General features: G+C 69.5%; 19 protein-coding genes. 8 read left to right on the top strand and 11 right to left on the bottom strand.

The window, feature by feature from the left end; genetic code table 11:
• Positions 1-6: 6 nt before the first annotated feature.
• Positions 7-1,368 (bottom strand): acyclic terpene utilization AtuA family protein, encoded by a 1,362-nt coding sequence (locus tag J8I82_RS27135; protein ID WP_209761931.1) that lies wholly within the window; start codon positions 1,366-1,368, stop codon positions 7-9.
• Between the two features lie 114 nt (positions 1,369-1,482).
• Between J8I82_RS27135 and J8I82_RS27130 the strand changes: the two genes are divergently transcribed.
• On the top strand, positions 1,483-2,388 hold the full coding sequence (locus tag J8I82_RS27130; protein WP_209761930.1) for a LysR family transcriptional regulator: 906 nt from the start codon (positions 1,483-1,485) through the stop codon (positions 2,386-2,388).
• A 64-nt stretch (positions 2,389-2,452) separates the two neighbouring features.
• On the opposite strand, the gene J8I82_RS27125 is transcribed toward J8I82_RS27130, so the two are convergent.
• The 8 genes from J8I82_RS27125 to J8I82_RS27090 all read right to left on the bottom strand — a co-directional run bounded on the left by J8I82_RS27125 (position 2,453) and on the right by J8I82_RS27090 (position 10,740).
• Positions 2,453-3,250: an SDR family oxidoreductase gene (locus J8I82_RS27125; RefSeq protein ID WP_209761929.1), complete on the bottom strand. Its 798-nt coding sequence runs from the start codon at positions 3,248-3,250 to the stop codon at positions 2,453-2,455.
• Positions 3,251-3,321: 71 nt separating this feature from the next.
• Entirely contained in the window at positions 3,322-4,458 is a 1,137-nt protein-coding gene (locus J8I82_RS27120) for an ABC transporter substrate-binding protein (protein WP_209761928.1), read from the bottom strand.
• Between the two features lie 276 nt (positions 4,459-4,734).
• Positions 4,735-5,247 (bottom strand): DUF1269 domain-containing protein, encoded by a 513-nt coding sequence (locus tag J8I82_RS27115; protein ID WP_133097127.1) that lies wholly within the window; start codon positions 5,245-5,247, stop codon positions 4,735-4,737.
• 227 nt (positions 5,248-5,474) lie between these two features.
• A complete protein-coding gene (locus J8I82_RS27110; RefSeq protein WP_209761927.1) occupies positions 5,475-6,911 on the bottom strand; it encodes an acetate kinase in 1,437 nt (478 codons plus the stop codon).
• 76 nt (positions 6,912-6,987) lie between these two features.
• Positions 6,988-7,902 carry a flagellin gene (locus J8I82_RS27105; RefSeq protein ID WP_209761926.1) on the bottom strand — a complete coding sequence of 305 codons (915 nt, stop codon included), beginning with the start codon at positions 7,900-7,902 and terminating at the stop codon, positions 6,988-6,990.
• A gap of 10 nt (positions 7,903-7,912) precedes the next feature.
• On the bottom strand, positions 7,913-8,611 hold the full coding sequence (locus tag J8I82_RS27100; protein WP_209761925.1) for a C39 family peptidase: 699 nt from the start codon (positions 8,609-8,611) through the stop codon (positions 7,913-7,915).
• Positions 8,608-9,042, bottom strand: coding sequence for a hypothetical protein (locus tag J8I82_RS27095; protein ID WP_209761924.1), 435 nt, complete (start codon positions 9,040-9,042; stop codon positions 8,608-8,610). Before J8I82_RS27095 ends, J8I82_RS27100 begins: the two co-directional genes overlap by 4 nt.
• A 180-nt stretch (positions 9,043-9,222) precedes the next feature.
• Positions 9,223-10,740, bottom strand: coding sequence for a hypothetical protein (locus J8I82_RS27090; protein WP_209761923.1), 1,518 nt, complete (start codon positions 10,738-10,740; stop codon positions 9,223-9,225).
• A 698-nt stretch (positions 10,741-11,438) separates the two neighbouring features.
• Here J8I82_RS27090 and J8I82_RS27085 point away from each other — a divergent pair.
• The 4 genes from J8I82_RS27085 (at position 11,439) to J8I82_RS27070 (ending at position 15,244) form a co-directional block, all read left to right on the top strand.
• Entirely contained in the window at positions 11,439-12,221 is a 783-nt protein-coding gene (locus J8I82_RS27085; RefSeq protein WP_209761922.1) for a GntR family transcriptional regulator, read from the top strand.
• A gap of 89 nt (positions 12,222-12,310) precedes the next feature.
• Positions 12,311-13,351: a tripartite tricarboxylate transporter substrate binding protein gene (locus J8I82_RS27080; protein WP_209761921.1), complete on the top strand. Its 1,041-nt coding sequence runs from the start codon at positions 12,311-12,313 to the stop codon at positions 13,349-13,351.
• A gap of 2 nt (positions 13,352-13,353) precedes the next feature.
• Positions 13,354-14,667: a 3-isopropylmalate dehydratase large subunit gene (locus J8I82_RS27075; RefSeq protein WP_432207870.1), complete on the top strand. Its 1,314-nt coding sequence runs from the start codon at positions 13,354-13,356 to the stop codon at positions 14,665-14,667.
• Between the two features lie 61 nt (positions 14,668-14,728).
• The gene (locus J8I82_RS27070) at positions 14,729-15,244 is read left to right on the top strand and encodes a LeuD/DmdB family oxidoreductase small subunit (protein ID WP_209761919.1); all 516 of its coding nucleotides are present in this window, start codon (positions 14,729-14,731) and stop codon (positions 15,242-15,244) included.
• Positions 15,245-15,266: 22 nt separating this feature from the next.
• On the opposite strand, the gene J8I82_RS27065 is transcribed toward J8I82_RS27070, so the two are convergent.
• Positions 15,267-15,962 (bottom strand): phosphoribosyltransferase, encoded by a 696-nt coding sequence (locus J8I82_RS27065; RefSeq protein ID WP_209761918.1) that lies wholly within the window; start codon positions 15,960-15,962, stop codon positions 15,267-15,269.
• Positions 15,963-16,229: 267 nt separating this feature from the next.
• On the opposite strand from J8I82_RS27065, the gene J8I82_RS27060 reads away from it, so the two are divergent.
• Positions 16,230-16,409 carry a hypothetical protein gene (locus J8I82_RS27060; RefSeq protein WP_209762021.1) on the top strand — a complete coding sequence of 60 codons (180 nt, stop codon included), beginning with the start codon at positions 16,230-16,232 and terminating at the stop codon, positions 16,407-16,409.
• A gap of 8 nt (positions 16,410-16,417) precedes the next feature.
• Here J8I82_RS27060 and J8I82_RS27055 read toward each other — a convergent pair whose 3' ends face one another.
• Positions 16,418-17,308: a LysR family transcriptional regulator gene (locus tag J8I82_RS27055; RefSeq protein ID WP_209761917.1), complete on the bottom strand. Its 891-nt coding sequence runs from the start codon at positions 17,306-17,308 to the stop codon at positions 16,418-16,420.
• 150 nt (positions 17,309-17,458) lie between these two features.
• On the opposite strand from J8I82_RS27055, the gene J8I82_RS27050 reads away from it, so the two are divergent.
• Positions 17,459-17,917: a nucleoside deaminase gene (locus tag J8I82_RS27050; protein WP_209761916.1), complete on the top strand. Its 459-nt coding sequence runs from the start codon at positions 17,459-17,461 to the stop codon at positions 17,915-17,917.
• 10 nt (positions 17,918-17,927) lie between these two features.
• Complete coding sequence (locus J8I82_RS27045; protein WP_209761915.1) at positions 17,928-19,247, top strand: cyanate transporter; 1,320 nt, start codon at positions 17,928-17,930, stop codon at positions 19,245-19,247.
• The last annotated feature ends 55 nt before the right edge of the window (positions 19,248-19,302 follow it).

Genomic DNA, 19,302 nt, shown 5'->3' with positions numbered 1-19,302 from the left:
TCGTCCTCAGGCGATGAAGCGATGCGTGGCGGTGACGGCTTCGCGCGGCACCAGGCACGACACGGCATTCAGGCGCGCGCGCTGTCCCGTGCGCACGCCGCCGCCGCCGGCGGGGCCGCAGGTGTAGAGCGCGTTGACCTCGCGCAGCAGCGCCTGCGCCACCGCAGCATCGTCATGCGCCAGCGCCGCGCGCAGGCGCACGTCCTGCGCTTCGGCCTCGTGCGGCTGGCGTCGGGCGAGCATCGTGCCGGCGTCATCGGCGAATACGCTGAGCACGCCGATCAGGTCGAAGCGGATCGGCACGTCATGGCCCAGCATCTGCATGCGCCGGCGCAGGATGTCGGCCGCCAGGCGCGCGCGCGCGGCTGCGTTCGGGCCGGCATAGGAGATCTCGCCTTCGGCCAGCCAGCCTCCATGGCTGAACACATTGGCCTTGAGCTGCGCCGGCTGTGCGTGGCCGCGCACGTTGCGCACCGCCACGCGGTCGGGGCCGATCTGCGTGACGGTGACGGCGCTGATGTCGGCCACGACGTCAGGGGTCAGGTATGCGGACGGATCGTGGACTTCGTACAGCAATTGCTCCTTGACCGTGCGCAGGTCTACGCAGCCGCCGGTATTGGCTGCCTTGAATATCTCGATGCTGCCGTCGCCGGCGAGCTGCGCGATCGGGAAACCCAGCGCGTGGACGTCGGGTACGTCCTTCATGCCGGGATCGGCAAAGTAGCCGCCGGTGACCTGGGCCCCGCATTCGAGCAGGTGGCCGGCCATGGTGGCGGCGGCGAGCCGGTCCCAGTCGTCCCACGACCAGCCGTGATGCGCCATCGCCGGCCCCACCGCCAGCGCCGGGTCGGCGACGCGGCCGCACACCACGACCTGGGCGCCGCCGGCCAGCGCCGCGGCGATGCCTTGCGCGCCGATATAGGCATTGGCGCAGACAAAGCGGCCGGCGTCGAAGGCATCGCCAAGGATGCCCTGCAGCAGCGAGCGGCCGGCATCGTGCGAGAGATCATCGCCCTCCACCACCGCCACGCGCGGCGCAGGCAGGCCGAGTTCGCCCGCCAGTTGCAGCACGCGCCGCGCTGCCGCCTGCGGATTGGCCGCACCAAAGTTGCCGACGATGGCAATGCCATGTTGCAGGCACAAGCCGAGCACCGGCGCCAGCAGCGCATCGAGCAGCGGTTCGTAGCCGTGCGCGGGATCGTTGCGCCGCGCCAGTTGCGCCAGCGCCAGCGTGCGTTCTGCCAGTGTCTCGAAGATCAGCGCCGCGGGCTGGCCGGCGGCGATCAGCGTGCGCACCACCGGCAATGCGGCGTCGGTACGGTCGCCCGAGAAGCCGGCGCCGGAGCCGATGAGCAAGGGAGCATTCATGGTCGGAGGCAAGGTTGATGGCTGTGTCGAAGCCATTCTAGGCCGCGCCCGGTCAGCCAAAAAACGGATTATTTGGATTAATCTATCGACTTGCTGGATAAATAAAAGCTGTCGATGAACCTCTCGGTCAAGCACTTGCGCGCCTTCGTGGCACTGGCGACCTACCGCAACTTCACCCGCGCGGCGCGCGCCTGCCACCTGTCGCAGTCGGCATTCAGCGCGCTGGTGCAGACACTGGAGGAGCAGGCGGGCAGCCGCCTCTTCGAGCGCACCACGCGCCACGTGGAGCTGAGCACTGACGGCGTGCGCTTTGAACAGACCGCGCGGCGGCTGCTGGCGGATTTCGAAGCGGCGTTCGAAGACCTGCGCGCGCACGCCGAGCGGCGCAAGGGCCGCGTGTCGATCGCCGCCCTGCCGTCGCTGGCGGGCGGCGACCTGCCGCCGCTGCTGGCACAGTTCCGCGCAAGCTACCCGGGCATCGTGCTGGAGCTCTTCGATCAGCTCGCCGATGGCTGCATCGAACTGGTCCGGCAGGGCCGCGCCGACTTTGCGCTGGCACCCGCGCCGGCGCAGGATGACGACCTGCGCGTCGAGCCGCTGGTGCGCGACACCTTCCACCTGGTATGCCCGGCCGGTCATCCGCTCGCGCGCAAGCGCCGCATCGCGCCGTCAGCCCTGGCGGGCGAGCCGTTTATCCAGCTGTCGCGCACGACCAGCGTGCGCCAGCATCTCGACGCGGCGCTGCATCCGTTGCGGCTGCACAGCGTGATGGAGGTGGAGCACCTGGCAACCGTGGCGGCGCTGGTGCAGGCAGGACTCGGCATCAGCGCGGTGCCGTCGCTGGCGCTGTTCCAGTTCCGGCGCGAGGGCCTGGCGATCCGGCCGCTGCAGCTGCCGTCACTGGTGCGCGATATCTGCCTGGTGCGGATGAAGGACCGCAGCGACTCCGCGGCCGCGGCGGCGATGATCGAAAGCCTGCAGGCGTTCTACCGCGGCGGCAAGGCGCCGGCGCGGCGCTGAAACGCCGCCGCCAGCGTCAAGGGGTGGCACGCAGAATTGGGTACGCTTTGCCGTTGGCGGCTGGTCAGAAGTGGCCGAGGTAGCCGCCGTCGACCGCCAGCACGTGCCCGGTGATATACGACGCCGCCGGCGATGCCAAAAATACCGCCGCGCCGGCGATCTCTTCGGGCCGGCCCCAGCGGCCCAGCGAGGTGCGCTGGCGCAGCCACTCGGCCACGCTCTCGTCGTCGACCATCGGCTGGTTCGGTTCGGTGGCGAAGTAGCCGGGCGCGATCGCGTTGACGGTGACGCCGAAGCGGCCCAGGTCCGCGGCCAGCGCACGCGTCAGCGCATCCAGCCCACCCTTGGTGGCGGGATAGAGCACGTCCCCCGCGCGCGCCACCTGGCCCGCGATCGAGCTGACGTTGACGATGCGGCCGTACTGCCCGCGCTGCATCCGTTGCGCGGCGTGGCGGCACAGCGTGTAGGGCGCGACCAGGTTGGTCTCGAGCATGGCGCGCAGGTCGCCGGCATCGAGATGCGCCATCGAGCTGCGGTTGCGCGCACCGGCGTTGTTGACCAGGATATCGAGCCGGCCGTGGTCGGCATCGATCCGCGCGAACGCTGCTTCGACCGCCGCTTGATCGGTGATGTCCAGCACCAGCGCCTCGGCGCTGGCGCCGCCCGCGGCCAGCGTGGCGACCGCGTCATGCACGCGTGCCTCGCTGCGCGCGACCACCACCACGTGGGCACCGGCATCGGCCAGCCCGGCGGCAATCGCCAGGCCCAGGCCTTGCGCGCCGCCGGTCACCAGGGCAACGCGGCCATGCAATGAGAATGGGGTACGCGCGGCGGCGTCGGGAGATGAGGTAGGAGTAGCCATGCGGGCGAATATACCGCAGCAGGCGGGCCCACGTTGCGTGGCGCCGGCCTGCCAGGCGCCCGCCCGCGCGCTCAGCGGATCAGCTTGCCGGTGGACGAGACAATCGACATCTCGACGAAGGACGAGCCGGTATGGCGCGTCGGGCTGTAGCTGATCAGGATGCCGCCGAGATCGTAGTCGCGCAGGCCTTCGAGTGCGCTGACCAGGCGCTCGCGCGTCGGCTCAGGCCCGGCGCGGCGCAGGCCTTCCACCAGCACCTTGGCCGACATGAAGCCTTCCATGCCGGCGTTGGACGGCTCCACGCCCTGCTGCCGCGCCTGGCTGCGGTACTCGCTGGCGAGGGTCATCTGGCTGGAATTGGTGCCTGGCACCACCTGCGTGATGATCAGCCCGCGCGCATCGTCGCCCAGCTCGCGGATAAAGGAATCGGCGGCGTTGTTCGACAGCGTGACGAACTGCGCCTGGCTGCCGGCGCGGCGCAGTTCGCGGATGATGCGCGCGGCTTCCGAGCCCGAGCCGATCACCAGCACCGCCTGCGGGTTGGCCTTGTTCATGGTGGCAACGCCCTGGCTGATGTCGCCCATCGGCCGCGCGAAGCTGACGGCCGCCGCCGGCTGCACGCCGCGCGCCTGCAGCGCGGTGGTATAGCCTTCGAGCACGTCCTGGCCGAAGCCGTCGGTGGTGTGGAAGATGCCGATCCGGCTCATGCCGGTGGTGGCCAGGTGGTTGATCGCGCGCGCGACTTCATCCTGGTACTTGGCGCGCACGTTGAACACGTAGCGGTTCACCGGCCGGTGCAGCGTGATCGCACCGGTCAGCGGCGCCACCAGCGGCACCTTGTGCTCGGCCACCAGCGGCAGGATGCTTTCGTTCTGCGGCGTGCCGCGCACCATGAACAGCGCGAACACCTTGTCTTCGTCGAGCAGCTTGCGCACATTGTCCGGCGTGCGCTTGGCATCGAAGCCATCGTCGTAGGTCACCAGTTCGATGCGCCGTCCCGCCACGCCGCCGCTGGCGTTGACGGCGCGCAGGTATACCTGCGCACCGGCGATCTGTTCCTTGACCGAGCCGGCGACCGGGCCGGTGATGCCGGCCGACTGGCCGATGCGGATGGTGTTGCGCGTCACACCCGCTTCCGCCTGCGCGGTTTGCGCGGCCCATCCCAGCGTGGCGGCCAGCACGCCGCACGCGATCCATTTCGCCTTCATCGTTGTCCCCTCTTGTATGTCATTCTTCTGTTGCGCGCACGAGGCAGTGCACACGGCAAGCGCTATGCGCCGTTGCGCAAATTACCGCATGCATCACGTCAGGGCAAACAAGAGGGAGGGGAGTGTTGCAGCGGCATCACACCGGAACCGGACGGCGGTTCCGGCGTGGCCACCTACGCGCTAAGGGATGCGCGTCAAGGCGCGCCGCGCGGGCGCGCGAGAGAGAGACTGCGAACAGCCTTTGCCGTCGCGACGGCAAGCCTTGCTGCAAACGGCTCAGGGAAAGGCCGGCACGGCCGGATCGAGGCCGGCGAAACGGGCTTCCGGGTGCGCGTTCTGCAGCAGTGTTTCGATTTCCTCGACGCGGCCGCGCGGCACGTCGACCATCAGCAGGATCTTGCCCGCCTCGATGTCCTTCTCGAACGCGCGCAGGCGGCTGTTGGGCGCAGAACTGCCGATCATGCTCGCGGCCCATGCGCCGAACACCGCGCCGAGCACCGCCAGCACCCCGACCAGGCCCCACTGCGGCGTATCGCTGACGATCGGGAACATCGCCACCACCGCGCCGGCAACCACGCCAACGCCGCCGCCGACCACCAGGCCCATTTCCGCGGCATGGACGATGTCGGAGGTCTGGAACAGGTTGGCCTCGTGCAGGCCCGTCATGTCTTCGCCGTCGCGCGCCACGAAGTGGATGCGGCGGTTCTCGACGCGGGCGAGCAGCAGGTCGTCCATGGTGCGGCGGGCGCTTGCCACGTCGGGCAACAACCAGAAGATGCGTTTGCGCATGTCTCTCTCCTTGTTCAGGCCGCGCCGATGGTGTGGGTAGACCGGGTGAGAAAGTACCGCTGACGGCGCGGGGTTATTTCGTTGTACGCCGTTCGGGGGGCAAGCGCAAGGCAGCCGCGGGGGCGCTCTGCACGCACGCGCGCATGTGACTGGTGCGCGTGCCCTGCGGGTGCAAGGCACGCGTCACGTGCGCAAAAGACGCCTGGAAAAGCGCGGCAAAAGCCGCCTCAGAAAGTGATCGGCAGGCGCAGGTTGACCTGCAGGTCAGGCGTGTCGCGCGTCAGGCCCGCACCCACCGACAGGTTCAGCGTGTAGCGGTCGTTGAAGCGGTACGAGTAGCCCACCAGCAGCGTGCCTTGCGTGATGCGCACCGAGCCTGGCACGGTCTGTCCGTTCTGCTTGGTCGGCCAGATGATGGCCTGGTCGTAGCCGATACTGAACGACGCCTTCTCGTTGAGCGACAGGCCCATGCCGAAACTGAACTCGAAGATATCGCCCGGGGCGATCTTGCCCAGGTTCTCCGTCTGGCCATTGAGCACGGTGCGGCTGACGTTGTCGCGCGCAAAGTTGTGCAGGTAGCTGAAGGTGCCGAAGAACACCGCCGGATCGGTCGGCAGCAGCCAGGTGATACCCGGCTGGATTGCCTGGAAGCCGGTGCCGGTCGGCAACCCGAGCGGCAGGCCGGTGCCGGTGGTATTGCCCACGCAGCGCGTCACGCAATCGGTCACCACTTCGAACGGATCCTTGCCGGTGGCCGACTTGTAGCGCAGCCAGCCGACGAAGTACGGCATCTTCTCGTTGCCGTAGTTGAGCTGGTAGCGCACCGTCGCCTCGACATCGCCCAGGCCGGCGCCGCTGGCATTAAAGACGTTATCGACGGCGGTGCCGGTGAAGACTTCACGGCTGATGGTCGAGCCGGAGGTTTTCACGTAAGGCACCTTGGCTTCGACTTCCAGGCGCTTGGTCACGCCATAGCGCAGCGCGATCGACGGGATGTAAGTCGAGGTCTTGACCTCGCGCACATCGAGCAGGCCAATCAGGATCGCGGGGATCACCGTGTAGCCGACCAGCGCCACGCGGTTGTTGGACGAATAGCCGTACTGGAAGCCAGGCTCGACCACCAGCTTGCCCTGCGCGGTCAGCACGCCCGGCTGGTCGATGATCGGCGCGATCTCGGGGGGCCGGGTCTCGCGCTCGGGCGGACGGCCCACGGGTTCTTCCACGGCCACGGTTTGCGGGTTGGCTGACTCGCCCGCCTGCGGGCCCTGGGCGACATCCTGCGGCGGCTGCAGCGTGATCTGCTGCGGGTTGTTGACCGCGTTGGGCGCGCTCTGCGCCGCGCTGGCCGCCGCCGCAGCGGTGGCGGCATTGGTGGCGTTGTTGGCCGGCGACACACCGCCGCCGACACCCTGGCCGCCGCGCTTGGTGGCCAGTATCTCATTGCTGATGACGCTGCGCAGCTCGCGGATGACTGCCTCTTGTTCGGCCAGCGCCCGCTTCATGGCGTCGAGCTGGGTGGCCTGTTCGGCGAGCTCCCTTTGCAGCGTTTCCAGGCCTGCCGCGGGTCCCCCCGCATCCGGCGTCTGGGCCTGCGCCAGGCCGCCGAGCAACAGCAACGTCGAGCACCCGGCATTCCGGATGCCCTGCATCGACCGCTTCTTCATCACGTCTTCCTCCCCCGGGACGGGCGGGCTGTTGGTCAGGAGCCCGCAACCTGTACTGCCTGCTGCTTCGCTACGATCACCTCATGCTGGCGGCCCGCATCAACGCATCCTGCAGCGTTGCGTTGGCCAATTGCGACCGGAAAGCCTGCAGCGTATTCACGCCTGCGTCGATTGTCATCAGGCTCCGGATGCTCTGGTTGTCCATGCTGTTCTGAATCACCGTGGCAGGCGTGCCGGCCAGCGATCCCACCGCGGCCGAGTTGCCAGCGCCGTTCTGGATCACGTTCAGCAAGCCATTGGTCACCACCTGGCCCGTGCCGGTCGTCACCACGGTAGCGGGCAGGCCGGCCGCGCCCGCGGCACCGCTGGCACTGGCGCTGCCGCCATTGGCCGCAGCCGACGTGGCCGAAGCAGCCCCCGCCGTTCCGCTGGCCGACGCCGCGGCGCCGGTACTGCCAGCGCTCGCGCTGCCGGCGCTCGCACTGCCGGCACTCGAACTACCGGCAGAACCGCCAGCGCCGCCCGTGAGGCCCGCCAGCGCGCTATCGACCGCGGCATTGGTGGAAGCAACGATGGCGGGGCCCAGCGTCGTCGCCAGGCGCGCCGCCTGGTCCGCGGTGATGCGTCCGACGTCCGGGATGTTAATGCTGGTTGCAACGACCAGGGCCCCGTTGATGTACACCGCGCGTTCGATACCGAACGAAACCTGCAGGCCCGGCATCTCGAAGCCGCCCCGCATCTCGTCGAGCTTGTCATGTGCGACCGGTTTCCAGCCGGCCATGCTGCCGCGAGCGGCAGCCACGGGTGTAGGGTCCCGGTCGCGGGCAGAAGCGGCCTGCGACGGCAGCGCCGACGGGTCGAGGCTGTCGGGCTGGGGTAGCGAACTGGCATGCGCCACGCCGGCACAGGCCAGACCCGCACCGAGCAGCATCGCGGCCGCCGCCGTGGCGGTGCGAGGCGCTGCAGGGGTCGGGAGGGAAGTCTGCAACATGATGCATTCCTCAGAAATCGCCAACGCCATGCTTGGGCATGACGGTAAAGAACAGGCTATCCCGGTTGACTCCCATCCAGTAAGGACCGCTTGGCGCGAGGCGCCAGTCAGCGGCCAGGTTGAAGCGAGCGTTGTCCGTTCGGTTGTGGATCACGAACAACAGCTGGCTCTCCCAGATCTTCTCGAAGTGCTCGCGTGAAATTGCTCGCGTGCCACGCGCGGGGTCGCCGACGAGTACGCGGTTGCCTTTCACACCCTTGACCACCACGAAATGGTGGTAGCCGTTTTCCACGATCAGCACGATGGCCGGGATCTGCGTTTCCTCGAGCTTGGACAGCGGCAGTTCATAGCCGTCCGCCTCATAGCCGAGCGCAGCCAGGAAGCGCTTCATGTCCAGCAGCGAGAACCCCTCGGCGCGGATCTTTGCCTGGTCGCCGTTGACGTACATGGTCTGGAACACGGTGGCCTCGTTCATCGGATGGCCGTACTGGTAGGTCAGCAGCGTAGCCACCGCGGCCGAGCCGCAGCTGAAGTCGTATTGCTGCCGGATCGTGGACTTGAAGCGCGCTTCGCGAACGCTGGTGACCCTGACGCTGTAGGGTTCGCCGACCGGACCGTAGAGATACACATCCGCGGCACTGGCACAGGGAATGGCCCCCGCTGCCAGCAGGAACGGTACAGACGCCAACAGGTTGCGCAGCAGCTTCATGGTCTGAACTGGACGTTGACGATCGTTGCGTTCTGGATCAGCACGTTGTTGCCGGAGTTCTGGATCGCGGTGGGTATCCCGGCCGCGTTGGCGAACGCTCCTTCGGTGATCCGGTTTGCCCCCGACACGACATCCCACGCCGCGTTTTCGGCGACGGTGCCGTGCAAGCGCATATCGTTGACGGTGACTTCCGCGCCACCGCGGATATCGTCTAGTTTAGACACGGGTACAGCTTTCGCCACCCCGCCAAACAAATGATTGACTGCGGCGGGCTGCGTCGTATCTGCCGCCACTTCCTGGGTGCCTGCCGCGGCACTGCGCGCTGCGGCCATGGCAGCTTCCAGCCCCGGCGGCTCCGCGCGAACCTGCAGCGCTGGCCAGGCCAGCAGGACCGTCGCGAATGCCCCGACGGCAAAGCGGACCGATTGCATGGTGTCATCCTCCCCTGTCCCGTGCGCGCCCCCATCCGGGCGGCAGCGAAGACATTTAGGCTGCGTAGGCATGGACAGGGGCCGGGCGCCCGCACACAGGGTGCGGGAGCCGGTCCTGTCTGTATCGAAGTGCCGGCCCGTCCTGGCACCAAGGCTCAGGCCGGGCCGATGCCGCGCGCCTTACCTGGCGTTGACGTTGGCCTGCACGTTCACGCTCATCTGCGTCAGCGAGGCGGCGCCGCTGTTCTGGCTCGCCATCATGACGCCCGCTGCGGACTGACCGACGCTGGTCATCAGGTTGGACATGTCGAACGTGCCCGCGTTGACGACCACATAGCCGCCCGCGCCGCCGGTGCCGCCCTGGCCACCGTTGCCAACACCACCCGCACCACCGGTACCACCGGTTGCCGCGCCGCCGTTACCACCAGCGCCGCCGCTACCGCCGTCGCCGGCGGTGGCGCTGCCGTTCGAGGCCGTCGTGGTAGCAGCGCCCGCGGCTGCCGCACCACCAGCGCCGCCTGCACCGCCCGTGGCAGTCTGCGTGCCGCCGGCACCGCCAGTTGCCGTGCCCGCGCCGGCCGTTGCCGCCGAGCCAGCGGTGCCCGCGCCGCCGGCTGCGCCGGTGCCGCTGCCTGCGCCACCGGTCGCACTCGCGGAAGAGGTGCCTGCGCCGCCCGCACCACCAGTAGCGCCCGCGCCGCCGCCCGTGCCAGAGCCAGCACCAGCGGTATTGGTCCCGGTCGCGGTTGCGCCGGCACCTGCACCGCCTGCACCACCCGCGTCGCCACCCATACCGTTGGCATTGCCGCCCGAACCGCCCGAGCCGCCAGCCGCACCGGCAAGACCGCCCAGCGCACCGCTGGCACCCAGGGCATCACCACCGATCGCGCCGGCGCTGCCGCCGCGACCGCCCGCGCCGAGCGAGGCGCTCAGTGCGCCGCCGCCCCTGCCGTAGCCGTCGCCGCCGCTGCCACCCTTGCTGCCCGCCGCGCTAAGCGCGCTGCCGCCCTTCGCATAGGCATCGCCGCCATTGGCGCCCCAGTTGCTGGCCTTGCCACCCTTGCCGCCATCGCCGGCGTTGGCGTTTCCGCTCCTGGCGTCACCTGCCGTGGCGCTGCCGTTGGAGGCGTAGGCCTGCGCACCAACTGCGCCTTCGGCACCGTCTCCGCCCGAACCGCCCTGGCCAGTACCACCGTTGCCACCCGTGCCACCCCTGCCACCGTAGCCGGCGGCGTTGGCGTTACCAGTGTTCGAGGCATAGTTGCCGATGTGATGCACATTGTTGCCAGTCACCGCGCCGCTCAGCTTGCTCACTGCAATGGCGGTGGTCTTGTTGAAGGCGTCGGAGATACTCGACGATGCGGCCCCGCCCACGGCGGAGGCGCTACCTACCCCGGCCGCCACTGACTTCAGGTGGTTGTCGGAATCGGTCTTGGTGCGGTTGTTGGAGCTGTTGTTTGTCTTGGATTTGTCGACGGCAACCGTCGTGGTCCTGGTGTTCGTGCTGCTGTCGTTCGCCTGGATGGCATTCGAGTACTCGTTCGCCGCCGCACCGCTACCACTTTGGGTCGAGGTTGCCGTGGCCGTCTGGTTGTTGTCGCCACCGCCTCGCACTACATCGTTGTTGTTGGTCGGATTTGCCCATGCGGAACTTGCAAATGCCATGGCAATTGCCGACGCCAGTAAGGTCTTTTTCATTCCTAGCTCCCAGGAGTATTCACAGTGTCACTGCGGCTCAGCCTCCGGCCGGCGCTCAAGTCCGGAACGACGGCTGGAGGTTCAGGTCCGGCAACTGCCAAACCGACCAGCCCTAGCGCATAATCGGTGCCAGCTTCGCCACGTGAGTCGGCAAACCCTTGTATTACAAGGCCTGCCCGGTGCCAGCCGGGGAACTTTCTGGCCGCTTGCGCCATCAATTGGGGCCTGCATGCTGTGCACGCCAAACGACATGTCACACCGCTGTGACAGCGCCCCCCAAGGCGCCTCAGGGGTAATGTCAAGGCCGTAAAAAAACCTATTAGTTTTCAAGGCCTTGCGGATAGACCTAGGAATTGCCCGAAGCGCCATGCCACGTATCGGGCCTGAAACACGATCCGTGAGGTGCCGCCGCCGTCTCCCATGTGGGCTGCCTCACATAGCCGCGATGTCCGTTTTTCGCCGCCCGCTTCCGGTCATCGGTGCGTTTATCAAAGGACCTCCGCCTGGCCCCGGCGCGGCGCCACCTGCACGCGCTAGGGGGTCGACGTGTGATCGGCCACCGGCCTGACGCAAAGGGGAAGTGCCGCGCGCGGACGCTGTATCCGAAGCGTCTCAGCCACTATCCATGCTAGGCTCTATGTCTGATTTAAAGTACATTAGAGGCATTACAGACTTGTCATCTCTCCACAAGGGAAACCATGAGTGAAGCCGTCGTTCCCCTGTATCACCAGATTTACGTGGTACTGCGCCAGCAGATCGTTGAAGGACGCTTCGGCCAGGGTCCCCTGCCAGGAGAGATCGACCTGGCAAAGCAGTTCCACGCCTCGCGCGTGACCATGCGCCGCGTGTTCGACCGGCTGGTGCAGGAAGGCCTGGTGCGGCGCCATCGCGGGCTCGGCACCTTCGTCAACCCGCACCCGGTACGGCCCGCCACGGGCACCGAGGAACGCGGCTCCAGCCTGCTCGACAACATCATCGACATGGGCCAGAAGACGTCGGTAAAGGTGATCTCGATCGACGAAGTCCACGCCACGCCCGACGTTGCCGAGTCGCTGGGGATCCAGCCGGGCGATCCCGTGGTCAAGATCGTGCGGGTGCGCCACTACCGCAACCGGCCGCTGTCGCATATCACCGTCTACCTGCCTGCGGAGCTGGGCCGGCCGATCTCGCGCAAGGCGCTCGAGGAAACGCCGGTGCTGCGCTTGCTCGAAGCCGGCGGCGTCAAGCTGGGCCGTGCCAGCCAGGTGTTGTCGGCACGCCTGGCCGACGTGGTGGTGGCGCCGCTGCTGGACGTGCCCGTGGGCGGCGCGCTGCTGGCGGTGCGCCGCGTGGTGAAAGACCAGGCCGGGCGCCCGGTGCAACTGCTGCTCGGCCAGTACCGTCCCGACCGCTACGAATACCGCATGGAGCTGTCGCCCGCCGGTGTGGACAGTGCCAACGTCTGGGTGGAAAGCGAAACCCGCCCGGGCCTGCGCGACTGATTTCGCCCGCGCGCCGCGAGGCAAGGATGCGCGGACACCCGAGTCGGGCGATACTGCGCACTCCTGATCACATCAAGCGAGGAGTCGTCATGCCAGTGTTCCGCCTGGATTCGTCCAGCCCGACCCGTCAGTCTCCGCCTGTGCCCGCTCGCCGCACCGCGCTGCGCCGGGTTGCCGCGCTGGCCGCGTGCGGGCTCATCCTGCCGCTTGGCGCGGCGGCCCAGGGGCAGGGCCAGGTCGCCGGCGGCAAGCCGATCCGGATCCTGGTGGGCGCGCCCGCCGGCGGCACGACCGACACGCTGGCGCGCACCATCGCCCAGGAAATGTCGCAACTGCTGGAGCAGCCCGTGGTGGTCGAGAACCGGCCCGGCGCGGGTGGCAATATCGCCGCCGATCTGGTCGCCAAGAGCGCGCCAGACGGCAGCACGCTGCTGATGAGCTTCACCAGCCACACCATCAACGCCACGCTGTACAAGAAGCTGCCCTTCGACCCGGTGCAGGATTTCACGCCGGTCACGCTGGTCGCCACCGTGCCCAGCGTGCTGGTGGCCACGCCGAAGCTGCCGGCCAACAACGTGCCCGAGCTGATCCGGCTGGCGCGTGCGCAGCCGGGCAAGCTGAACTTCGCCATCGGTTCGGTCGGCTCGTCGCTGCACATGGCCGGCGACATGTTCAAGATGATGACCGGCACCTATATCGTCAACATCCCGTACAAGGGCACCGCGCCGGCGTTGACCGACGTGCTGGCTGGCCAGTGCGACCTGATGTTCGCCAGCACGATCAACGTGCTGCCGCACGTGCGCGCCGGCAAGCTCAAGGTGCTGGGTGTAACCAGCCCGGCGCCGATGCCCCAGTTCCCGGGCGCGGCGCCGATCGGCGCGACGGTCAAGGGCTTCGAGTCGAGCGCGTGGTTCGGCCTGTTCGGGCCGGCCGGCATGCCCGCTGAAGTCACGCAGGCGCTCTACCAGGCGGCGCGCAAGGGGCTGGAGTCACCCGGGGTGCGCAAGCGCCTGGAAAACGACGGCGCGCAGCCGGTTGGCATGACGCCCGAGGCGTTTGCTGCCTTCGTCAAGCAAGACGTCAAGCGCTGGGCTTCGGTGGTCAAGTATTCGGGGGCATCGCCGGAATGAGCGTGCCCGCGGACTCGCCTTGCCCTGATGCAACGGCCAGGCCGGCGACGCTGGCCCAGAAGCTGGTCGCCCGCTCGGCCGGACTGGACTATGCCGAGATCGGCACGGTGGCGATCTGCCGGGTCGACCTGGCGATGTCGCACGACTCCAGCGGCCCGCGCCGGGTCGCGCCCCTGCTGCAGGAGCTCGGCGTGAGCGTGTGGGACCCGTCGCGCTATGTCGTGGTGACCGATCACTTCGTGCCGGGCGGCGATGCCCAGGCCGAATCGATCCTGCGCTTCACCCGCGACTGGACCCGCCAGGCCGGCGCCGAGCTGATCGACGCCGAAGGCATCTGCCACGTGGTGCTGCCCGAACGCGGACACGTGCTGCCGGGCCGCCTGATCGTCGGCGGCGACAGCCACAGCCCGACCGGCGGCGCGTTCGGCGCCTATATGTTCGGCGTGGGCGCCACCGAAATGGCCGGCGTGCTGGCCACCGGCGAGATCTGGCTGCGCGTGCCGAATACGATCCGGCTGGAATGGGACGGCATGCTCGCACCCGGAGTCTGCGCCAAGGATATCAACCTGTTCCTGTGCGCCACGCTCGGCCTGGGCGGCGGGCGCTACGAAGCGATCGAGTACACCGGCAGCGCCGTCGCCGCGCTGCCGATGCAGGAGCGCATGACGCTGGCCAACATGAGCGCCGAACTCGGCGCGCAGACCGGCCTGGTCGCCCCCGATGCGGTCACGCTGGACTGGCTGGCACAGGCCGGCGTGCCGGCGCAGGTGCTGGCGCAGATCGACCTGGCGCACTGGCGCACCGACGCCCAGGCGCCGGTGCTGGCGCACCACCGCTTCGACGCCGCGGCGCTGGCGCCGCAGGTGGCCGCGCCGCATTCGCCGGCCAACAGCGCCCCGGTCGACCAGGCCGCCGGCGAGCCGGTGCAGATCGCCTACCTCGGCGCCTGCACCGGCGCCAAGCTGGAAGACCTGCGCATGGCCGCGCGTGTGTTGCGCGGACGCCGGGTCGCGCCCGGCGTCACACTGCAGGTGGCCGCCGCCTCGCGCCGCGACCAGCAGCAGGCCGAACGCGAAGGCACGCTCGCCATCCTGGCCGAGGCCGGCGCCAGCCTGCTGCCCAACGCCTGCGGCGCCTGCGCTGGCTATGGCGCCGCGCGCTTCCCTGCCGGCAGCCGCGCCATCGCCTCGACCGCCCGCAATTTTTCCGGCCGCATGGGGGATGCCGGCAGCGCGGTGTGGCTGGGCTCGCCGATGACCGTGGCCGCCAGCGCCGTCACCGGCCGCATTACCGACCCGCGCACCTTGCTGCCATAAGAACATAAACATAACGACGCGACCCGACCCGTGCCCCCGCGCGGGCGGGCCAGACCTTTGCATGACTGCTCCTAGTGCCCCCACCCCGGCCCCGGCCGGCCGCATCTGGCGTTTCGGCGACAACGTCGACACCGATGCCATGGCCCCCGCCGTGCTGATGAAATCGCCGCTGCCCGTGCTGGCGCGGCACTGCCTGGCGTCGCTGCGCCCCGAGTTTCCAGGCAGCGTGCGGGCGGGCGATGTGCTGGTAGCGGGCGCCAACTTCGGTATCGGCTCCTCGCGCGAGCAGGCGCCGCAGGCGCTGCGCGAGCTGGGCGTGGGCGCGGTGGTGGCGCTGTCGTTCGGCGGGCTGTTCTACCGCAACGCGATCAACCTGGGACTGCCGGTGCTGGTGTGCGCGGAGGTCGCCCGGCTGGCCGACGGCGCCCGGGCGACGCTGGACCTGGAGACGGCGCTGCTGCGCCTGGACGACGGCAGCACGGTGGCGTGCGAGCCGATCCCTGATTTCCTGCGCGAAATCCTCGGCGCCGGGGGGCTGGTGCCGCACCTGAAGCGGCGCCTGGCCGCCCGGGCCTGATGCGGACGCTGCGACTGGCGCGTCAGCCCGCGCGCGGGCTGGCCGCCTGGCGCAGCAGCCCGAGCGCCTCGTCGTCGCTGGTCTGCGTGAAATCCAGGTAAAAGGAGCCGACCGCGCCGAAGTTGGGTGGTGTATTGAGGCAGATAATCTCGTCGGCCGCCTGCTCCAGGCTGGCGAGCCCTTCCTGCGCGCCGACCGGCGTGGCAGCGATCACCCGCGCAGCGCCGGCCATGCGCACGCCTTCCAATGCGGCACGCATGGTCGCTCCGGTGGCGACGCCGTCATCGACCACGATCACGGTACGCCCGGCCCGCGCCGGCACCGGCGCGCCGCCGCGATAGCGCTGCTGGCGCCGGGCGATCTCGTCGAGCTGGCGCCCGCGTTCGGCATCGAAGCTGCCGCTTTCCACCGCGCGGCGCGCCCAGGGATCATCGTTCACCACCGTATGCGGCCCGCCGCCGCCGGCATCGCCCTCGACCACGGCGCCCAGCGCCAGCTCCGGGTAGCCGGTGGCGCCGATCTTGCGCACCAGCAGCACGTCGAGCTGCGCGCCGAGCGCACGCGCTACCTCGAAGGCGACCGGCACGCCGCCGCGCGGCAGCGCCAGCACCAGCGCGGGCTGGTCGAGCTTGTCGGCGCCGAAGCCCAGCTCCGCCAGACGGCGGCCAAGGTAATGGCCGGCTTCGCGGCGATCGGCAAAGCACGGTGGGACTGACATGGCGCGCTCCCGGTTTGGCTGGCCGGCGGATTCCCGGCCGGGGCACCGCACGGTGGTGCCCCTCGGCCAATATAGACCTTGCCGAGGAAGGCGTCGGTGCAACCGGCGAGTTGTCTTCATCCGCCGCCAACGTCACGCAAGCCGCCCCGATTGGACGCGATTGCGCAACAGTGTGTTCAACGCAGGGGGGCTGATCTCGGCGCGCGGGCGCATTAGGATGGTTGCGTTGCCAATCGCCGGCCCGCCCGGCCTTTTGATGTACTGAAAATGACTTCGCAAGCCCACGCCCAGCATCCTGCCCATCCATCCGACGCCACCGAGGCGGCCAGCCTGAACGCGCCGGACATCCCCTTCGGCTCGCTCGAAGCCGCCGCGCTGGCCGAACTGCCGTACACCTTCCGGCCGTCCGGCACCTGCACCCGCTACTACAACGAATACTTCGGCTGACGCTTGCGCTAGCCGGCATCCGGCGCCGCCGCGCCGGAACCCATGACACGCTCGCACAAGGCGGCCAGGCGTGCGGCCATGTCGCGCGCCGGCGCTGGCAGGTCGGGCTGCGCGTGCAGGCTCAGCTCGACGTCCGGCACGGCCGCCGGCCAGCCGCCGCCGTCCAGCACCTGGTGATGCGCCGTGGCCAGCCGCCGCGGTAGCAGCGTGATGCCGAGGCCGTCGGCCACCGCGGCCAGAATGCTCGCCAGGCTCGCACTGACGAAGGCGATGCGCCAGCGCCGCCCGCCGGCGTCGAGCGCGTGCGTCATCTCGCCGCGGTACAGTCCGCCGGCGGGAAACGCTACCAGCGGCACCGGATCGCGCGCCACCGCCGGGCGGCTGCGGCTGTCGATCCAGCACAGCGGCTCGGGCCAGCTGGCCATGCCCGGCGCCTGCGCTACGCGCTGCTTGACCAGCACCAGGTCGAGCTCGCGGTCCTGGAAGCGCTGCCACAACTCGTGGCTCATGCCGCTGGTCACTTCCAGGCGCACCCCGGGCCAATCGTCGGCAAACCCCGCCAGCACTGGTGTCAGCGGCCGCGCGGCAAAATCCTCGGGCACGCCGATGCGGATCTCGCCCTGGCCGGCACTCTGGCGCAGTTGCCCGACCGCCTCGGCCATCAGTTGCTGCAGCCGGCGCGCGTAGCCCAGCAGGCGCTCACCCTCCGGCGTCGTCACCACGTAACGCCCGCCGCGGTCCAGCAGCACGCAGCCAAGCTGGTCTTCAAGCCGCCGCACCTGCTGGCTGACGGTGGACTGGGTCAGGTGCACGCGCTGCGCTGCGCGGGTAAAGCTGCCGCTTTCCGTCACGGCGACAAAACTCTGCAACAGCACGGGATCGAGTCGGGGGTCCTGCATGGCCGGCTTTCCATTGGGTTTTCCACTGCCGGCGATTTCATCATTTAATTTCCGAATTACCAACCCCCCGCGTACAGTGGGCAGCCTGCCGATTGCCACGCCGCAAGTACTGCGAGCGTGGACTCACTTATCAGGATCCCTGCACAGACCATGACCACTCACCAGGAATTCATGCGGGAGGCGGTGCGCCTTGCCGCGGCCAACCGCGACCGCGGCGGGCGACCCTTCGGTGCCGTGCTGGCCATCGACGGCCAGGCGGTTGCCACCGGCGTCAACGACATCGTGCACAGCCACGACCCGACCACCCACGCCGAAATGGAAGCGGTGCGGGCCGCGGCGCGCAAGCTGGGCCGTCCCGACCTGCGCGGCAGCGTGGTCTACGCCAGCGGCCACCCCTGCCCGATGTGCCTCGCTGCGATGACCATGGCCGGTGTCCAGGCGGTCTACTACGCCTTCGACAACCACGACGCCGCGCCCTACGGCTTGTCCAGCGAAGCCGCCTACCAGGCGCTGCGCCTGCCGCTGGATCCCCCGCCGCTGCCGCTCGCGCGCGTGCCGGTAGACCTGTCCGCTGCCCAGCTCTACGGCCCGCGCGCACCGCGCGGCTGACATGGCGGACATGGCACAGGCGCCCGATCTCGCCGCCGCCGCGGCATGCACGCGCTCCGGCAGGGCGCCGGCACGCTGGCTCGTGCTGGCCGCCGTGGCTGGCATCGGCCTGAACCTGCGGCCGTTCCTGACCGCGGTGGGACCGCTCGCGCCGTCGATCCGCGCCGGCACCGGGCTCACGTACCAGGGCATGGCCTGGCTGACCTTGCTGCCGATGCTGCTGATGGGCGTGGGCGCGTTCTTCGGCCCCGCGCTGCGTGCCCGCCTGGGCGCACGCAACGCGGTGCTCGGTGCGCTGGCACTGCTGGGCACGGGCTGCGCACTGCGCCTCGGCGTGACCGACGGTGGCTGGCTGATCGCCTCGGCGGCGCTGTGCGGGCTGGGCGTGGCCGTGGTGCAGTCGGCCTGCCCGGGACTGGTCAAGCAGGAATTCCCCGGCCGCGTGGCTCCGGTGATGGGGCTGTACTCGGCCGCGCTGATGGGCGGCGGTGCGCTGGGCGCGCAACTCTCTCCCTACGTGACGGCGCTGTCCGGCAGCTGGCGCGAGGCACTGGCGCTGTGGGCGCTGCCGGCGCTGGCCGCGCTGGCGCTGGCCTGGGTGGCGCTGCCGCGCGCGCAGCGCAACCACCGGCTGCCGGACCATGCGGCGTCGCGCGGCCAGTCCGCGGGCGCGGCGCGCGCCCTGCTGCGCCGGCCGCGCACCTGGCTGCTGATGGGATGCTTTGGCGTGATGAATGGCGGCTATGCCTCGCTGGTGGCGTGGCTGGCGCCGTTCTACCAGGGCCACGGCTGGAGCGCACCCGCCAGCGGCGCGCTGGTGGCGCTGATGGCGGTGGCGCAGGCCGGCGCGGCGCTGCTGCTGCCGGCGCTGGCGGCACCGCGCATCGATCGGCGCGTGTGGACGGTGCTGGCGCTGGCGATGCAGGTGACCGGCTTTGCCGGGCTTGCACTCTGGCCCGACGCGGCGCCCTACGCATGGGCCGTGATCGGCGGCGCCGGGCTCGGTGGCTGCTTTGCGCTGTACCTGGTGGTGGCGCTGGACCACCTGCCCGACCCGGACAGCGCCGGCGCGCTGAGCGCGCTGATGCAGGGCGGCGGCTTCCTGCTGGCGGCACTGGCGCCGTGGCTGACCGCGATGCTGCAAGCCCATACCGGCGGCTTTGCCGCGGGCTGGTGGTACCACCTCGGCTGCGCCGCGCTGGTGTGCGCGCTGACGCTGCGCCTGAACCCGGCCAGCTACGGCGCGGCCTATGGGCCTGATGCCGCGCCGGCGTTCGCGCCGAAGCCGTTGACGACCGGCCCCGTAAACCCTCTCAAGAAACAGAAGTGAAGGTGGTTGTGTTCATGCGGCTTCTACTGGATTGACCTGAAACCCAAGGGCCGCG

Source organism: Cupriavidus consociatus (assembly GCF_017814975.1).
Taxonomy (GTDB): Bacteria; Pseudomonadota; Gammaproteobacteria; order Burkholderiales; family Burkholderiaceae; genus Cupriavidus; species Cupriavidus consociatus.
Note: the sequence above shows the minus strand (reverse complement) of the source record. Positions and strands in the feature narration are given on the sequence as shown.

What these genes read in the sequence shown, in the direction of transcription:
- J8I82_RS27080 (WP_209761921.1), top strand. Translation starts at nt 12,311, where the DNA reads ATGCCAGTGTTCCGCCTGGATTCGTCCAGCCCGACCCGTCAGTCTCCG.
- J8I82_RS27100 (WP_209761925.1), bottom strand. Translation starts at nt 8,611, where the DNA reads ATGAAGCTGCTGCGCAACCTGTTGGCGTCTGTACCGTTCCTGCTGGCA.
- J8I82_RS27060 (WP_209762021.1), top strand. Translation starts at nt 16,230, where the DNA reads ATGACTTCGCAAGCCCACGCCCAGCATCCTGCCCATCCATCCGACGCC.
- J8I82_RS27065 (WP_209761918.1), bottom strand. Translation starts at nt 15,962, where the DNA reads ATGTCAGTCCCACCGTGCTTTGCCGATCGCCGCGAAGCCGGCCATTAC.
- J8I82_RS27070 (WP_209761919.1), top strand. Translation starts at nt 14,729, where the DNA reads ATGACTGCTCCTAGTGCCCCCACCCCGGCCCCGGCCGGCCGCATCTGG.
- J8I82_RS27120 (WP_209761928.1), bottom strand. Translation starts at nt 4,458, where the DNA reads ATGAAGGCGAAATGGATCGCGTGCGGCGTGCTGGCCGCCACGCTGGGA.
- J8I82_RS27105 (WP_209761926.1), bottom strand. Translation starts at nt 7,902, where the DNA reads ATGTTGCAGACTTCCCTCCCGACCCCTGCAGCGCCTCGCACCGCCACG.
- J8I82_RS27050 (WP_209761916.1), top strand. Translation starts at nt 17,459, where the DNA reads ATGACCACTCACCAGGAATTCATGCGGGAGGCGGTGCGCCTTGCCGCG.
- J8I82_RS27095 (WP_209761924.1), bottom strand. Translation starts at nt 9,042, where the DNA reads ATGCAATCGGTCCGCTTTGCCGTCGGGGCATTCGCGACGGTCCTGCTG.
- J8I82_RS27085 (WP_209761922.1), top strand. Translation starts at nt 11,439, where the DNA reads ATGAGTGAAGCCGTCGTTCCCCTGTATCACCAGATTTACGTGGTACTG.
- J8I82_RS27045 (WP_209761915.1), top strand. Translation starts at nt 17,928, where the DNA reads ATGGCACAGGCGCCCGATCTCGCCGCCGCCGCGGCATGCACGCGCTCC.
- J8I82_RS27125 (WP_209761929.1), bottom strand. Translation starts at nt 3,250, where the DNA reads ATGGCTACTCCTACCTCATCTCCCGACGCCGCCGCGCGTACCCCATTC.
- J8I82_RS27090 (WP_209761923.1), bottom strand. Translation starts at nt 10,740, where the DNA reads ATGAAAAAGACCTTACTGGCGTCGGCAATTGCCATGGCATTTGCAAGT.
- J8I82_RS27055 (WP_209761917.1), bottom strand. Translation starts at nt 17,308, where the DNA reads ATGCAGGACCCCCGACTCGATCCCGTGCTGTTGCAGAGTTTTGTCGCC.
- J8I82_RS27115 (WP_133097127.1), bottom strand. Translation starts at nt 5,247, where the DNA reads ATGCGCAAACGCATCTTCTGGTTGTTGCCCGACGTGGCAAGCGCCCGC.
- J8I82_RS27110 (WP_209761927.1), bottom strand. Translation starts at nt 6,911, where the DNA reads ATGAAGAAGCGGTCGATGCAGGGCATCCGGAATGCCGGGTGCTCGACG.
- J8I82_RS27130 (WP_209761930.1), top strand. Translation starts at nt 1,483, where the DNA reads ATGAACCTCTCGGTCAAGCACTTGCGCGCCTTCGTGGCACTGGCGACC.
- J8I82_RS27135 (WP_209761931.1), bottom strand. Translation starts at nt 1,368, where the DNA reads ATGAATGCTCCCTTGCTCATCGGCTCCGGCGCCGGCTTCTCGGGCGAC.